This window comes from Effusibacillus pohliae DSM 22757 (genome assembly GCF_000376225.1).
GTDB lineage: Bacteria > Bacillota > Bacilli > Tumebacillales > Effusibacillaceae > Effusibacillus > Effusibacillus pohliae.
Genome location: NZ_AQXL01000113.1, coordinates 1 through 16,468 on the forward strand (window position 1 = coordinate 1; position 16,468 = coordinate 16,468).

General features: G+C 54.3%; 14 protein-coding genes. 2 read left to right on the forward strand and 12 right to left on the reverse strand.

The annotated features are described in order from the left end of the window. The first annotated feature begins 877 nt into the window (after window positions 1-877). Window positions 878-1,459: a TetR/AcrR family transcriptional regulator gene (locus tag C230_RS0106980; protein WP_018131312.1), complete on the forward strand. Its 582-nt coding sequence runs from the start codon at window positions 878-880 to the stop codon at window positions 1,457-1,459. Window positions 1,460-1,962: 503 nt separating this feature from the next. Here the strand turns inward: C230_RS0106980 and C230_RS0106985 are convergent. The 8 genes from C230_RS0106985 to C230_RS0107020 form a co-directional block, all read right to left on the reverse strand. After that, complete coding sequence (locus C230_RS0106985; RefSeq protein ID WP_018131313.1) at window positions 1,963-2,943, reverse strand: NADPH:quinone oxidoreductase family protein; 981 nt, start codon at window positions 2,941-2,943, stop codon at window positions 1,963-1,965. Between the two features lie 67 nt (window positions 2,944-3,010). Continuing rightward, window positions 3,011-3,766 carry an SDR family NAD(P)-dependent oxidoreductase gene (locus C230_RS0106990; protein WP_018131314.1) on the reverse strand — a complete coding sequence of 252 codons (756 nt, stop codon included), beginning with the start codon at window positions 3,764-3,766 and terminating at the stop codon, window positions 3,011-3,013. Between the two features lie 309 nt (window positions 3,767-4,075). Then, entirely contained in the window at window positions 4,076-5,050 is a 975-nt protein-coding gene (locus tag C230_RS0106995) for a quinone oxidoreductase family protein (protein WP_018131315.1), read from the reverse strand. Window positions 5,051-5,079: 29 nt separating this feature from the next. Then, window positions 5,080-5,928: an SDR family oxidoreductase gene (locus C230_RS0107000; protein WP_018131316.1), complete on the reverse strand. Its 849-nt coding sequence runs from the start codon at window positions 5,926-5,928 to the stop codon at window positions 5,080-5,082. 19 nt (window positions 5,929-5,947) lie between these two features. Then, window positions 5,948-6,730, reverse strand: coding sequence for an enoyl-CoA hydratase/isomerase family protein (locus tag C230_RS0107005; protein ID WP_018131317.1), 783 nt, complete (start codon window positions 6,728-6,730; stop codon window positions 5,948-5,950). A 139-nt stretch (window positions 6,731-6,869) separates the two neighbouring features. After that, entirely contained in the window at window positions 6,870-8,036 is a 1,167-nt protein-coding gene (locus C230_RS0107010) for an acyl-CoA dehydrogenase family protein (protein ID WP_018131318.1), read from the reverse strand. Between the two features lie 24 nt (window positions 8,037-8,060). Beyond that, on the reverse strand, window positions 8,061-9,143 hold the full coding sequence (locus C230_RS0107015) for a phosphotransferase family protein (protein ID WP_018131319.1): 1,083 nt from the start codon (window positions 9,141-9,143) through the stop codon (window positions 8,061-8,063). After that, on the reverse strand, window positions 9,136-10,359 hold the full coding sequence (locus tag C230_RS0107020; protein ID WP_018131320.1) for an acyl-CoA dehydrogenase: 1,224 nt from the start codon (window positions 10,357-10,359) through the stop codon (window positions 9,136-9,138). Before C230_RS0107020 ends, C230_RS0107015 begins: the two co-directional genes overlap by 8 nt. A 148-nt stretch (window positions 10,360-10,507) precedes the next feature. On the opposite strand from C230_RS0107020, the gene C230_RS19710 reads away from it, so the two are divergent. Continuing rightward, window positions 10,508-11,122, forward strand: a complete 615-nt coding sequence (locus C230_RS19710; protein ID WP_018131321.1) for a histidine phosphatase family protein — start codon at window positions 10,508-10,510, stop codon at window positions 11,120-11,122. A gap of 68 nt (window positions 11,123-11,190) precedes the next feature. On the opposite strand, the gene C230_RS0107030 is transcribed toward C230_RS19710, so the two are convergent. The 4 genes from C230_RS0107030 to C230_RS0107045 all read right to left on the reverse strand — a co-directional run bounded on the left by C230_RS0107030 (window position 11,191) and on the right by C230_RS0107045 (window position 16,435). Then, complete coding sequence (locus C230_RS0107030) at window positions 11,191-12,726, reverse strand: NAD(P)/FAD-dependent oxidoreductase (protein ID WP_156807383.1); 1,536 nt, start codon at window positions 12,724-12,726, stop codon at window positions 11,191-11,193. A gap of 130 nt (window positions 12,727-12,856) precedes the next feature. Next, window positions 12,857-13,822, reverse strand: a complete 966-nt coding sequence (locus tag C230_RS0107035) for an ABC transporter permease (protein ID WP_018131323.1) — start codon at window positions 13,820-13,822, stop codon at window positions 12,857-12,859. Continuing rightward, window positions 13,819-14,901, reverse strand: a complete 1,083-nt coding sequence (locus C230_RS0107040) for an ABC transporter permease (RefSeq protein ID WP_018131324.1) — start codon at window positions 14,899-14,901, stop codon at window positions 13,819-13,821. The genes C230_RS0107035 and C230_RS0107040 overlap by 4 nt, the downstream gene beginning before the upstream one ends. Further along, entirely contained in the window at window positions 14,888-16,435 is a 1,548-nt protein-coding gene (locus C230_RS0107045; RefSeq protein WP_018131325.1) for an ABC transporter ATP-binding protein, read from the reverse strand. Before C230_RS0107045 ends, C230_RS0107040 begins: the two co-directional genes overlap by 14 nt. Window positions 16,436-16,468 lie beyond the last annotated feature (33 nt).

Sequence of the window (16,468 nt, forward strand, 5' to 3'; positions counted from 1 at the left end):
AGCGCTTTCATGAGTTCCTCGTCCGGCATATACTCAAGAACAAGACGCAAACGCTCCAAGTCTCCGAGCGTTTGAATTTCATTCCACGCAAACAGTTTCAGTTGTGGTATAATAGCCATAGCAGGCGACCCTCCAGAAAATAAAATTGTGGCTTCGTCAACTACAATTTTACCACGGATGAACTCGCCTGTTTACTATTTTTAACCACATCAAGAGGCTGGGGTGGAATTTCGGAACCCGGCCTATTTTTGTGTCTGAAAGGGTACGTTTTCCGCTGATTTTTGGGGGAAAGATTATTTTCGCTTATTTCTCAGCCCTTGTCCCGTTTGGCTTCCCGGACATCGCAAAAAGCTCTACTAAAGACGTGTCAAGCGGTCAGTGACTTTGTCCCTTTTATTCGTCCGAGAAAATGTCACTTGACAATTCCCTGGTCCCCTGTATAGGGCGCCGGGATGTATGTTATACTGATATTGGTTTTGGTGGAATCGCCCGTATTCACCACGGGTGATCCGCTGAGGGTTTGCGTCGTAACGCAGCCCTCTTTTTTCGGCCTCCCGTCTGCTTTCCCGTCCTCAGCAGGCTTCTCGTTGACCGGTTGCAGTCGATACACCACTCCGTTGAATCGTGCTTAATAACGATTCCGTCCCGCCGAGGGATGACTTCCACAATGCCTGTGCTTGGCGGCTTGACAAGCCCGACCACTCGTTCAAGCCGATACGTCTATCCATGGTATACTAGTCCACCGCCTTTGAGCTTCCGCCCCGGTTCCTGAAAGGCGGTGTCCCAACCGGGTGTACGGAACCTGTTCTACTATAGACATTGCGTATGGGGTTAGAGCATTGTAAACTTTTAATAAACCTATGAAAGGAAGATTGCATTGAGAAAAACTTCACGAAATATCACTCCGCAGATCATTGTTAGGGAAGCCGCACGACTTTTTTTTACGAAGGGATACAAGAGCACCAGCCTGGAAGAAGTAGCAAATATTTTACAGATCACGCGCCCAGCTATCTATCACTACTTCAAAAATAAAGAAGAAATAATTCACACTATTGTAGTTCAAGTACAGGATAAGGTCCATGCATATGCCAATGAAATCCTAGCAAAGGAAGCTCCTGCACATCGGAAATTTGAAGAATTTCTGTATCAGCATATTTTGTTTATTCTCGATAATCGGATCGAAATGGGGATATTCTTTGAGGAACTGAAGAATATGCCGGAATCTATCATTCAAGAGACTCTTGACTTTATCGACAAATACTATGCCAATCTCACAGAATTGTACATGGAAGGTGTACGAACCGGACATTTTGTAGACAGGAACCCCTCTTTGGTGGTCCAAACCCTGTTTGGGGCCTGCAACTGGGCCTACAAATGGTATAATCCTTCAAAAAGCTATAGTAAAGAAGAAATAGCTCAACTGATCTATGAAATGCTCATGAATGGTTATAGAAGGTAGAGCAGGGTGTTTGTTTGTGTTCTCTGCACTTCATTATTCTTACTTAGAGGCCAAAAATATTTAATTTTGGAAGAGGAAAGCGTGCCAACAGCACATTAGCCGGTGACGAGAGGCGGCGGGGTCTCCCATGATCATGCAAGTTCCGAGAATGGTAGTCGTCCTGATTGTAGGCTCCTTTTTCTGCTCGACACCAGGCGGAAGCGGCTTACGGATTTAAACGAAAAACTGGGCCGAGACATCCAACTGTTTGTATGGCGACGTTCGGACGCACCGCCCGGCTGGTCACCAACTTCGTGATCTGGTCCACCGTCACTCCTTCAAAGGACTGATGCGGATAAGAAAAATAAAAGGCACAACACAAAATATAATTGAGACCGGGACTTCAATCGTTTCAACTCCATTCTCCCTAACAATTCACAAATGCGCCTATACGCGCAAATGCCTAGCATAAAGCCCCCTTACGCCTTGACGCAAGAGGGCTGACCAAGAGTCTGGCAATCGGGTTACGGCTTCACGACGAGTTTCCCCCACGTCTTCCGCCCCGCCAAAAGATGCAAGGCTTGCGGAACCTCTTCAAACGGAAATTCCCTGAACACCAGCGGCCGGATGGCTCCCTGTTCGTACAACGCCATCAGTTCCCCATGAGCTTCTGCCACCCGTTCCGGCATCAGGCGCCGGAACAAGCCCCAATGGACTCCGACCACCGAATAATTTTTCACCAAAGCGTGGTTCGTGGGGGCGTCCGCGATGCGACCTCCGGCGAAACCAATGACGAGCAAACGCCCTTCAAATGCGATGCATTTTCGGGAGCGATCGAACGTATCACCGCCAACCGGGTCAAAAATTACGTTTGCCCCGCGCCCTTCTGTAACCATTTTCACAATCTCTGCAAAATCTTCTGTCAGGTAATCGATTGCCGCTTCCGCACCCAGTTCTTTGCAAATTTGAACTTTTTCCGCACCTCCTGCGGTGGCAATCACACGCGCCCCGGCAGCCACTCCCAATTGAATCGCAGCAGACCCCACTCCGCCAGATCCTGCATGCACCAACAGCACTTCACCAGGTTGCAGTCTGGCGCATCGATGGAGAGCATAGTAGGCGGTCTGGTAGGTGATAAACATCGCCGCAGCCTCATTCCAGGATAACGAATCGGGAATCGGATAGACAAACTCTTCCGGCACCGCCACCCATTCTGCGAGACCTCCCCGCGGCAATGGCGGGGTAGCCACTACCCGCTGCCCCACTGTGAAAGAAGCGCTTTCTCCAACCGCCATAATGGTTCCGGAAATCTCCGCGCCAGGCGTAAACGGCAGCGGCGGCTTCTCCTGATATTTTCCCAGGCACTGCAAAATATCAAAAAAATTCAAGGCAACCGCTTCCACTTTGATCAGCACTTCTCCCGAATTCGGATCCGGTTTGGGTACTTCCGCGAGATGCAACGCCTCACTCGGATCCCCCAGTTGTTTCACCACCCAGGCTAGCATGATCTTTCCCTCCTTGCCGTGTTTCTCTACACCGGTTTGACGGCAGCCGACAGAAAATTACTCGTGCTTACCGCTTGAATGAAGCTGCTCCGTCATCAACGCAAAAAACATGTCCGTTCAAAAAGGAAGCCTCGTCGCTCGCCAGAAAGGCTACCATCTGAGCGACTTGCTCCGGTGTACCTGCCTTGCCTCTCATCTGCGCCCTTTCAATTTTGCTCCAGAGAGCCGGGTTCTTCCTCCACTCGCTGACGATGCCGGTTTCGATCAAGCCCGGCGCAATTCCGACGACTCGAATGTTGTACCGGGCCAGATCGAGAGCGGCCGATTTTGTCATCATCACCACCGCCCCTTTGCTGGCGTGGTAGGGGAATTGCTTGCGATCGGCAATATATCCATAGATGGAGGCCGTATTGATGATCACCCCTCCGCGATCTTTCATCGCGTTGGCTGCGGCCTTGATTCCGTAAAAAACCCCATGTTGATTCACCGCTACCGTTCGATGATATTCTTCAACTGGCATCTCGTGGACAGCATATTGCGCGTTCACGATCCCCGCATTGTTGAACATGATATCCAATTGTCCGTAAGTCCCCAGTGTTTGTTGAACAAGCGATGCGACGCTTTCATAGGAGGAGGTGTCAACAGGAATGAAAACCGCATCTCCTCCTCGTTCTTTTATTGCAGCGGCTGTCATGGCTCCGGATTCGGGATTCACATCCGCAACAACCACCCTGGCACCTTCACGGGCGAATTGTTGGGCGCTCGCACGGCCAATGCCGCTCCCAGCCCCAGTTACGATTGCCACTTTGTTGGCGAACCTCATTTCCATCCCCCGTCTCATTACAACCCGACTGTTCGGCGATTGAACCGGCCTCCGCTCGTTGCAGGCCGCATACCAACCGTTTGGTATCTGCTTCTTGCAACATTCGAATGTCTGTCGATGTCACAAGACCCGTCCGTCAATCCAGCCGAAATTCTCCTCTTTTGCTTCCCATTCGATCACTTTTTTGCAAATTCAACCGGAATTGTCCCTTTCCTGTTTCATTTGAAACTGTACAATCTGAAAAAAGAGGCATCATCAACTGTGGAAAATCGGGTTCTCACTTCGCTGCCGGTCAATACCGAATTCATGTTAAGGTATTAGAACTACCTTGCCTGTTGTCTGCCGCCCTTCCAGCAGTTCGTGGGCGGTTCTCGCCTCTGCCAACGGCAGTTTGTGGCCGATGATCACTTTCAGTTTCCCCTGGCCCAAATAGTTGAGCAGTTCCGCGACACTCTCCCGATAGAGTGCGGGGCGCTGCATAATACGCGGCAGCCAGAACCCGGTCACAGTCGTGTTGCGTTTCATTAACAGGCTGGGATCGAAGTGGGCCACTTCCTTGCCGGCCCTGCCAAAAATGACAAGCCGTCCGAAGGGAGCCAGGCACTGCAAGCTTTTTCGGAAAATCTCCCCGCCCACCATCTCAAGAACGATATCGACACCTTTCCCGCCGGTCAGGTCAACCACCTGCTCGTCCCAATTTTCATCCGTATAATTCACCCCGGCATCGGCGCCCAGCGAACGGGCGAGTTCCAGTTTATCCGGACTGCTTGCCGTGGCGATCACCTGCCCCGCGCCCAGTAGCTTCGCCAACTGGACGGCCAACGTTCCCACTCCTCCGGCCGCGGCGTGAACCAATACGGATTCCCCTGCCGCCAATTGCCCCGATGTCCGCAAAATATGATAGGCGGTAAGCCCCTGCAGCAAGCTGGCGGCAGCCTGGTCAAAATCGACACGTTCCGGCAGGGGTATGATCTCATCTTCGTGCAGGGCCACATACTCGGCATAGCCCCCCTGGTCGGTCAAAGCCACCACACGGTCCCCTGACTTGAATTTGGTGACATCGGGGGACACTTCTATGATCACTCCTGCAACTTCCGAACCCGGTATATAAGGCAAGGAAGTCTTCGCTAAATACTGGTTGCGGCGGCGCATCGTATCGGCAAAATTCACTCCGGCCGCCTTGACTTGCACCAGCACACAACCCGGTTTCAATGCCGGTGCCGGAACGTCAACCAGTTGCAAAACATCGGGCTTGCCATATTCCCGAAACTGAATCGCTTTCATCCGCTTCACCGCCCCCGCCGATTCGTTCGCTATTTCCCTTTGCGTGTCAACTCGCTCAGTACCTTCCAATCCGCTTCCGACAGGTCCATCAGTCCGTTGAACTGCCCCGCCCCTTGCAGCCATTCGCCACCGTCGATGGTGACCACTTCGCCGTTAATATAGCCCGCGTAATCCGATATGAGAAAAGCGGCCAGATTGCCGAGTTCCTCTTTTTCCCCCACGCGGCGCAAGGGAATCCGCCGAACCAACGACTCGGACAGTTCCGGGGTCGGCGCCAGACGGCTCCACGCACCGTCTGTCGGAAACGGACCAGGAGCAATCGCGACCTGGCGAATTCCGTACTTGGCCCATTCGACGGCAAGCGAGCGGGTCAGCGCCACAACGCCAGCCTTGGCGGCCGCCGACGGCACCACATAGCCGGAGCCTGTCTCCGCATAGGTGGTCACAATATTCAGCATGACGCCGCCTTTCTTCTGCTCAATCCAACGCTTGCCGACTTCCAGCGTTGTATAGAAAGTCCCGTGCAGCACGATTCCCAAAATCGCATCCACAGCTCGGGGCGACAGACGTTCTGTCGGGCTGACAAAGTTGCCCGCCGCATTGTTCACAAGCACATCGATGCGGCCGTAATGCTGCTCAACCGCATCGACCATTTGGCTGACTTGCGATGCGTCCCGAACGTCACAACAGGTATAGAATACTTCTCCCCCATCAGCGCTCATTTCTCTCGCTGCCGTTTGCAAAACTTCCTCGCGGCGGCTGGTGATCGCCAACTTGGCCCCCAACTGCAGAAACCTTTCGCCCATCGCCCGGCCGAGTCCGGTGCCGCCGCCCGTGATCAGCACCACTTTGTCTTTTAACAGTTCCGGTTGAAACATATTGTCCCCTTCTCCTCTCCTATACACCTTTGAACGTCGGCTTTCTCTTTTCCAGAAAAGCCATGACTCCCTCCCGGTGGTCCAGGGTCGCGCCAGCGAAGTTCTGCCCTTCCTCTTCCCATCGCAAGACCGTGTCCAGATCGTTTTCCATGCTTTTGTACATGATCTCTTTCATCTTGCCGAAAGCAAGTGTCGGCAGATCGGCCAGCTGCCCGGCAAACTCGGCCACCCCCTCCGCAAATCTGCCGGCGGGCAGCACTTTGTTCACTAGCCCGATTTTTTCCGCTTCTTCCGCCGTGATGGCAGAGCCGAGAGCGGCCAGTTCCATCGCCTTCCCCAGGCCCACCAGCCGCGGCATGAAAAAGCAGGCACCCGCATCCGGGATCAAGCCGATTTTGATAAACGCCAGAGACAATTTGGCATCTTGCGACGCCACGCGAAAATCACAGGCCAACGCGAGGCTGAGACCGGCTCCGGCCGCCGCACCATTAACGGCTGCGAGAATCGGTTTTTTGATCTGCATCATCAGACGAAGCAGGTTGTTGTACGTATCTTTCAAGTAGGATGCGTAATCCGGTTTTTCAATTGTGCCGTCAAATTCGGACAGGTCTGCCCCCGCCGAGAACGCTCTCCCCTCCCCGGTCAGGACGATGCAGCGAACGTCCGCGTCTTCATTGGCGGCGGAAAAAGCGGCATACAGATCACGATGCACCGCTAGATTCAACGCGTTCATTTTCTGCGGAACACAGATTTGGATCGTGGCAATCCGGTTCTCAACACGGTAGTTTACAGTTTCGTACATATGTGTACCTCTCCCATGGTTTGTACCGACTGGTCGGTTAAATTTTTTATCATTATAGTATGTTCCGTTGTTTCGTTCAATGGTCGTTTGGGATTCAAGCGACCGCCCGCGAACTTTCCGCCTCGCATGATAGCGGGGTCTATAACAGCTCTCCCACTTTCACATGACCTTTCAGCAAATTTCTTGAGATAATCAAACGCTGGATTTCATCCGTTCCGTCATAAATTCTCCAAAGTCTCGCTTCCCGGTACCAGCGTTCGATCGGCAGTTCCTTCGTATATCCCATGCCTCCGTGGATCTGGAGAACCCGGTCGACCACCCGGTTGCCCATATTCGCTCCGTACAGCTTGGCAATCGACGCATAATGCCGATTGTCTTCCCCTTGATCGAGCTTCCAGGCCGCGTTTAGAACCAGCCATTTGGCCGCTTCAATTTCAACCGCCGAATCGGCAATCATCCATTGGATCGCCTGTCTTTCCGCAATCGGCTGGCCAAACGTAACCCGCTGCTTGGAATAATCGATCGCCATCTGCAGCAGCCGCTCCGCCGCTCCGACTGCAATCGCTCCCACCACCCAGCGGGCGTAGGAAATCCATTCCAGCCCCAAACGGAAACCGCCATGCAGCTCACCCAGAATATTTTCTTCCGGCACCCGCACATCTTCAAAGATCAGGGAAGCAGGTCCCCACTCCCCCATCGTCTGGATCGGTTCGGAGCGCCACCCCATTTCCCTGTCGACCAGAAAACAGGTGACGCCGCCGTGCCCCTTTACATCCTTGTTGGTGACCGCAAACACCATCGCAAAATCGGCTTCGTTTCCGTTGGTGATAAAGATTTTCTCGCCGTTCAGAACATAGTGCTTGCCGACTTTTTCGGCCCGCATCCGGATATTCGAGGGATCGGAACCGGCGCCGGGCTCGGTCAGGGCAAAGCAGGACTTCCGCTCGCCATTGATGGTAGGGATCAAATATTTTTGCTTCTGCCACTCATTGCAGTAGTAGAGAATATTGTCCGCATGGCCGCCAAACCGGAACGGCACGAACGTTCTGCCTGTTTCCATCAAAACGATCGCCTGCATCAAGGCTCCCAGATTGGCGCCCCCGTACTCCTCCGGCGTATTGATGCCCCAGAACCCCGCGCTTCTTGCTTTCTCCTGCAGTTTCCTGATTTTTTCCTGCGTAATTCCCGGTTTTCCCTGCCGCTCATTGCGGAGCACCTCCGGCTCCAACGGCATCAACTCCCGTTCGACGAATTGCCGGATCGTCTTCTGAATCATCCTCTGTTCTTCCGTCAAGCGAAACTGCACACCCGATCCCTCCAGGACTCATTGTCATTGCGATAATTCCTGCGCCCGAAGTAGCAAACTGCGGGCGAAATCGCCGAACGCCGCGAACCGTTCATCCTGTGTCTGGCCCTTTTTCCAACGGTAATAAATTTGCTGAATGATCACCGCCAGCTTGAAGTAGGCAAACGTCAAATAAAAATGGATCTGCGAAACATCCCGTCCGCTTTTTTTTGCATAGGCTTCAATAAACTGTTCACGCGACATAAACCCTGGCAGCAGAGTTACGGAAGGCTTCCCCCGCCATTGCTTGAGAACATCCGGATCATCCTCCTGCGTCCAATAACTCAAAGCACAGCCCAAGTCGGCGAGGGGGTCTCCAATGGTCGTCATTTCCCAGTCAAAAATCGCGACCATTTGGCTCAGATCGGCTGCGTCAAACATCACATTGTTCAGCTTGTAATCGTAATGGATCACGGCCGGCGGGGGAGAAACAGGAAGATGGTCGACCATCCACCGTTTCAGTTCATCCACGCCCGGCACTTCATCCGTTTTCGCCCGTTCATAGCGACCAATCCAACCGTGCACCTGACGTTCCATAAACCCTTCAGGATACCCGATTTCCCCCAGGCCTGCCGCCTGATAGTCGATACTGTGAAGTTCCACCAGCCGATCGACCATCGTTTGCGAGATTTGTTGGCAGAGTTCCCGTGTCGGGGTATAAGGTTCCGGAAATCCGGGATCCAATACAACCCCATACCGTCTCTCCATCAAAAAAAACGGACTGCCCACGATCTCCTCATGATCGCTAAACAAAAATGGTTTGGGAGCAAGCGGAAACACAGGATGCAGCTTGCTCAAGATCTTGTATTCACGGGCCATGTCATGCGCTTTGGGGGCTACGGGACCAAGCGGAGGCCGGCGAAGCACCGCTTCCCAATCCCCGATGCGAAGTGCGTACGTCAAATTGGAAGCTCCTGTCCCAAATTGTTTCACTTCCAGCGGTGAATCAGGCAAATTTTCGATGTGTTGGCGCAGAAAGGTCTCCAATCGTTGCAAATTCAATTCCTCTCCTTTACGGACAGGAATCGTATCCTGCAGGACCTGCCTTGCTTGTGTTTGATCAGCCATTGGCATCACCCGACTGATGGGCTTTTAACTCCAGCTTTGCAATGGCGGCACGATGGACTTCATCCGGCCCGTCTGCCAGACGCAATGTCCGGATCGTCGCCCACATCCTGGCAAGCGGGAAATCTTCGCTGACCCCGGCGGCCCCGTGCACCTGGATGGCCCTGTCAATCACCTTCAATGCCATATTCGGCGCCACCACTTTGATCATTGCAATTTCCTTTCGTGCGACTTTGTTCCCAACTGTATCCATCATGTACGCAGCCTTTAACGTCAAGAGGCGGGCTTGCTCAATCTCGATCCGAGAGTCGGCAATCCACTCCTGGATCACTCCTTGTTCCGCCAATGGTTTGCCAAAAGCAACCCGATTTTTCGCACGCGCCACCATCAGCTCAAGCGCCCGTTCGGCCAACCCGATCAAGCGCATGCAGTGGTGGATCCGCCCAGGTCCGAGTCGGCCTTGCGCAATCGCAAACCCTTTTCCTTCTTCCCAAATGATATTGCTTGCCGGCACACGCACATTGTCAAATGTAATCTCCGCATGCCCATGCGGCGCGTCGTCATATCCGAATACCGGCAGGATTCGCTCAATTTTGACACCCGGCGTGTCGAGCGGAACGAGAATCATCGATTGCTGTTCGTGCCGGGGGGCGTTCGGATTGGTCTTTCCCATCACAATCGCAATCTTGCACCGAGGGTCGCCGGCACCGGATGACCACCACTTCCGCCCGTTAATGACGTATTCATCGCCGTCTCTTACAATACTCGCTTCAATATTCGTAGCATCAGAAGAGGCCACTTCCGGCTCGGTCATCGAAAAACAGGAACGGATTTCCCCGTTCAGGAGGGGGACCAGCCACTTCTCCTGCTGCTCTTTCGTGCCATAGCGGACCAGCACTTCCATGTTCCCGGTGTCCGGTGCGCTGCAGTTGAACACTTCCGGCGCGATGAAGGAGCGCCCCATAATCTCGCACAACGGTGCATACTCCAGGTTCGTCAGACCCGCTCCCCATTCGCTTTCAGGCAAAAACAGATTCCACAAACCGGCCGCCCTTGCCTTGGCTTTCATCTCCTCCATGATCGGCGGAATTTGCCAGCGGGTCGGGGCTTCATTCAGCTGCTGCTCATACGTTTTCTCATTCGGATACACCACTTCATCCATGAATTGAATCAAACGCTCCTGTAACGCTTTCACCCTATCGCTGTACGCAAAATTCATCAGACGATCCCCCCTGCTTGCAGACAAACCAACCGGTCGGTATGTCTTGCTCTGTTTTTTATTTTATCTCAATTGATTTGATTTTTCAAATACTTTTTGTTAGGATGAAATCAGATCTCCAGGGAACTGACAGGATGGGGGAGGAACAATGAACCTGTATCTGATTCGCCATGGCGAAGCCGAGCATAATGTAGACCGTTTTCGCATGGCCCATACGCATGATTCAAAACATGCTCTTACCGAATCGGGCCGGCAGCAGGCCGCGGCCACCGCACAATTTATCAGGGATTTGGCAAAAGGCAGCAGCATCCTTTACTCCTCTCCGTATCGCAGAACCATCGAAACAGCGCAAGCGATCCACTCCCTACTGCCGACCGGCACCCCTTTCTATGAAAATCCGCTGCTGCGCGAATGGGAGTGGGGGAACCTGTACGATTTCAACAATCGAACCCTCGAATCGAAAAAGGAGTTTCAAGCGGCGGGCCGCTTCTACTTTCGTTATCTGAACGGGGAATCCCTGGCAGATGTATATCTCCGTTCGACCCTGTTTATGCATACGATTGTCCAGCGGCTGATGCAGCAACAACGATACGAGAACCTGATCGTCGTGACGCATGCCGCTTTCATTCAGATGCTGCTGGCTTTTTTAATGAATTGGCCGGTTGAAAAAATGGAGTATTTTGAACCGGTGGAGAATGGGGCTGTGATTGCCGTTCGGGAAACGGATGGGGAGTATCGGCATGAAAAGATTTTTGTTCCGTGACGCTTGGCTTCTGCAAGACAATACAAAGCCGGTGAACCGCAATCTCTCACCGGCCTCATGCGAAAAAATCAGTTGGCTGCCATCTGCACTTTCTTCGGCAATGTGGAAGCAATATGCCGTGCAACGTGTACACCGGCGGCGGATGCTTGCGCCAACCCCCGGGTGATGCCCGCTCCGTCGCCGATCGCGAACAAGCCCCGGACTTCCGTCTCGAAGTGATCCGTCAGGCGCGGACGGGCGCTGTAAAATTTCGCTTCCACGCCATAAAACAGGGTGTGTTCCGATGCGATGCCCGGCGTCACCTTGTCGAGCGCTTCCATCATTTCAATTAACGATTTCATCGTATTGTACGGCAGCACCAGGCCGAGATCGCCCGGTACCGCTTCTTTCAAGGTCGGCTCGATGAACCCTTCTCGGATTCTCTTTTCGGTCGACCTGCGGCCTTTCAGGATATCGCCGTATTTTTGCACGATCACGGAGCCGTTCGACAGGTCATTGGCGCGCCGGCTGATCTCTTTCGCGTATTCGATCGGTTTGTCGAACGGTTCGGTAAACGTATGCGACACCAGCAAAGCAAAATTCGTATTGCGGCTGCCGAGAGCCGGGTCCTTGTACGCGTGACCGTTGGCGGTCATTACGCCCGAATGGTTCTCGACCACCACATGTCCGCTCGGGTTGGCGCAGAACGTGCGGACACGGGTTCCGACAGACGTGTTGAACACAAACTTCGCTTCATACAGGTGTTCGTTAATCTCCTGCATGATCACATCGGACGTTTCCACACGCACCCCGATGTCCACCTGGTTGTTGGTCATCGTCAGGCCGCGCCGTTTCAAAATATCCGCCAGCCATTGCGAACCGTCGCGTCCCGGCCCGATGATCACCCGGTCGGCCCGCAGTTCCTCCCCGCTTTTCAAGCGGACGCCGGTGACGCGGTATGCTTTCTGCTTCGCCGTACTGCCCGGTAATTCTTCCACCAGAATGTCGTCGACCAGCGTCTTGAACCTTGTTTCGATCTTGTTTTCCAGTGTGTGGTAAATATTGGTCAGGATCTTCAGGTTCTCTTCCGTCCCCAAGTGACGCACGCGCGCCTTCAGAAGTTTCAGACCGGCAGCAGCCGCCCTCCGTTCGATCGCTGCGACAGCCGGGGTAGTCGGGTCGGTGATCGCCAGCGTCGCCCCGTGTTCCAGGTTGATCCGGTCCACATACTCGATCAGTTCCAGCACTTTCGACGGAGGCAGATAATCCTGCATCCAGCCGCCGAACTCGGTGGTCAGGTTAAACTTTCCGTCACTGTACGCACCGGCCCCGCCCCAACCGGACGTGATCGAACACGCCGGCAGACAGCCCGCATATTCTTTCATCTTGGTGGGCGGCGGGCATTTGACTAATTTTTCTTGCAAAATCGGGCAGCTTCTGTGAAAAATATCGTGGCCTTTATCGATCAGCAACACTTTGCAGTTCGGATTCAACAGCGTCAGTTCGTAAGCAGCGAAGATCCCGCTGGGACCTGCGCCGACAATAATCACATCATATGGCACGTTGCATCCCCTCCTGCTATGGCCCAGCAAAGTGACATGCAGCCACCAGTCACATGAGCACATATAATGTTCGTGTTTCAGGGGCTAAAATTCCCTCGTCTACTCTATCAGGATTCAGTTCATCTGTCAAATCCGAACATTACCCAAAACCACCGCTTTTTTATACGAAAAAGCACGCCCCTTAGAGCGTGCTCTATCGTTCGCCTTTGAGAAACGGTCTTCCCAACGCGGACGGTGCATTCGCGCGACCAACCACGCCGGCAAGCGCCAAAATAGTCAGCACATACGGCAGCATGATCAAAAATTCGGCCGGTACATAATTGGTCAGCCCGATCACCTGTCCGGACGCCGCCAGCGCCGTGGCAAACCCGAAAAACAAGGCGGCCCCCATCGCCCCGACCGGATGCCATTTGCCAAAGATCATCGCCGCCAGTGCCATAAAGCCGTGTCCGGCGATCGTATTGTGCTGGAAGTTGCTTGTGACAGCAATCGACATGCTGGCCCCGCCCAGTCCCGCCAAACCGCCTGCCAGCAAGACGGCAATATAGCGGTACAGATAAACGCGGATGCCAACCGAGTCAGCCGCGTGCGGATGCTCGCCCAAAGCCCGAATTCGCAGCCCAAACGGAGTTCGATACAGGACGATGTAGACGATGATCACCAGCAGGATGGCCAGGTACGATGTCGGGTAGGCGAAAAAAATCCCTTTCCCGACGACCGGGATGTCGGTCAAGCCGGAGATTCGGATTTTTTCGAACGGATGTTGGACGGTCGTCGTTTGCGCCGCTCCGTCAAACAGATTTTTCACCATGAAAATCGAGAACCCGGCTGCCAGAAAGTTTAACGCGACACCGGACACCACCTGATCCGCCCGAAAATGGATGGTCGCGACCGCATGCGGCACGGCGAACAGAATCCCCATCAGAAACGCCGCCAACAGGCCGAGCCATGGCGCCAGCCCGGCGAGCCCCAATGTTTCGCCGGTGAAGATGGTCGTCACTGCTGCGGCAAACGCCCCGATGATCATAAAGCCTTCCAGCGCGATATTGACAATTCCCGACCGTTCCGACATCACACCGCCGAGAGCGGCCAGGATCAACGGTGTCGCGTACAGAATCGTGTTGTTCAGGATGATCTCCAACAGGTTCGTCCAGCTCACGAGCGCTTCACCTCCTGCCCTTTCCGTCGAAATAGGCCGATCAGCCACTGCACAAACGAGGCGGCCGCCACGAACAGGATAATCAGCGCGATCACGACGCGAATGATTTCAGTCGGAATCCCTTCCAGCCGTTGCATGCTGGATGACCCGTACGACAGGCTACCGAACAGCAACCCCGACAAAATCACGCCAAACGGATGGTTGCCGCCGATCAAGGCGACCGCAATGCCATCGAAACCGACGCCAGAAAATCCGCCTTGGATGCCAAAATACCCATATACGCCGAGCGTCTCGGCCGCCCCCCCGGCACCCGCCAACATGCCGGACACAGCCATCGCCGTAACGACATTGCGGGACACGTTCATTCCGGCATACTCCGCCGCATGCGGATTGAATCCGACTGCCCGCAGTTCATATCCCTTGGTCGTACGGAACAGCAGCCAGTACACGATGACCGCCAGCCCGACGGCAATCAGGATGCCCCAATGCAGCCGCGCGTTATCGAACAGTTGGGACAAAATCGGCATCTCCAGCGACGCGCTCGGCCGGATCGGCGGCGTATTTTCCTGCTGCCCGTGAAAATAGGCGCGGATCAAATAGTTGGACAGGTTCAAGGCAATGTAGTTCAGCATGATCGTGGTGATCACCTCGTGAATCTGCAGCCGCGCCTTCAGGTAACCGGCGATGCCCGCCCAGGCTCCGGCCGTCAGCATCGCAAACAGGATCGCCACCAGCGCGTGCACGACCGGCGGCAAACTCCAGGCGGCCCCGATATAAGCGGCCGTCAGTTGGCCGATGATAAACTGGCCTTCCACCCCGATGTTAAACAGGCCGGTGCGAAACGCGAACGCAACCGCCAGTCCGGTATAGATCAACGGTGTGACCGCCCGCAGCGTTTCTCCGATATTGTAAAGACTGCCAAAAATTCCGCCGAACAATGCTAAATAGCCGGCCACCGGATCATAGCCGATCGCGATCATCATGATCGCGCCCGCCAACAACCCCAGCAATATGGAGATCAAAGGAACGAGGAACGAGTTCCGTCCTGTGTTGATGCGTTGCGGATTAATGCGTTGCACCCGGCGCCGCCTCCTTTCCCGCCTGCTGCGCGGTCGCCCCGGACATCAACAGGCCGAGTTGTTGGTCATCCACTTCCTCCGGTTTCACCACGGCGACGATCCGCCCTTCGTAGATCACGGCGATCCGGTCGGAGAGGCTCATAATCTCATCCAGCTCAAACGAGACCAACAGCACCGCCTTGCCGTTGTCCCGCTGCTCGACCAATTTTTTATGGATAAATTCGATCGCTCCCACATCCAGGCCCCGCGTCGGTTGGGCGGCAATCAACAGATCCGGATCGCGGTCGACCTCCCTCGCAATGATCGCTTTTTGCTGGTTCCCGCCGGACAAGGCACGAGCGCGCGTATACTCGCTGGGAGTCCGTACATCGAACATCTCGATCAGGCGTCGCGCGTGCGAGAAAATCTGGTCAAACTGCAAAATGCCCGATTTTGCAAAAGGCGGCTTGTAGTAGGTGTTGAGCACCATGTTTTCGCCGATCGAATAGTCGAGCACCAGCCCTCTTTTGTGCCGGTCCTCCGGAATGTGGCCGACGCCCGCCTCCGCAATTTCACGCGGTGTCCGGTTGGTGATGTCGTTGCCGTTCAAACGGATCGAACCGGCCGTGACTTTCCGCAGTCCGGTGATCGTCTCGATCAGCTCCCGCTGGCCGTTTCCCTCGACACCGGCAATGCCGACGATCTCTCCCGCATGCACGGTCAGCGAAACGCCGTTCAGCCCCTTCACCCCGCGGTTCGACTCAGCTTCCACCGCGTTCAGTTCGAGCACCGCCGGCCCCGGATTGGCGGGCCGTTTTTGTACGGCAAATGTCACCTCGCGGCCGACCATCATGTTGGCCAACTGGTTCGGGTTGGTTTCCTTCACCGGTACAGTGCCGATATATTTTCCCCGCCGGATCACCGTCACCCGATCACAAACGGCCATGATTTCCTTCAATTTGTGCGTGATAAAGATGATCGATTTGCCCTCTTTTACAAGGTTGCGCATGATCTGCATCAATTCCCGGATTTCCTGCGGTGTCAGCACGGCTGTCGGCTCATCGAAAATCAGAATGTCCGCACCGCGGTACAGAGTCTTCAAAATCTCCACCCGCTGCTGCATGCCGACCGAAATGTCTTCGATCTTCGCCTGCGGGTCGACGTCCAGCCCGTAGCGTTTTGACAGTTCCGCCACCTGCCGCTCCGCTTTCGCCAGATCGAGGAACGGTCCGTTCGTCACCTCGCTGCCGAGGATAATATTTTCTGTAACCGTAAACGGCTGAACAAGCATGAAATGTTGATGCACCATGCCGATTCCCAACCGGTTCGCCATGTTCGGGTCCGTAATTTTGACTTCCGTGCCTCGGATGCGGATCGTGCCTTCATCCGGCTGGTACAGGCCGAACAGGATATTCATCAGCGTCGATTTGCCGGCCCCGTTTTCTCCCAGCAAAGCGTGAATCTCGCCTTGTTCCACGACCAAGTTGATCTTGTCGTTCGCCACGATCCCCGGAAACCGTTTGGTAATGCCTAGCATCTCCACTACCGCCGCCACACCGATCCCCCCTTGAAACAGGATGTTTTGTCC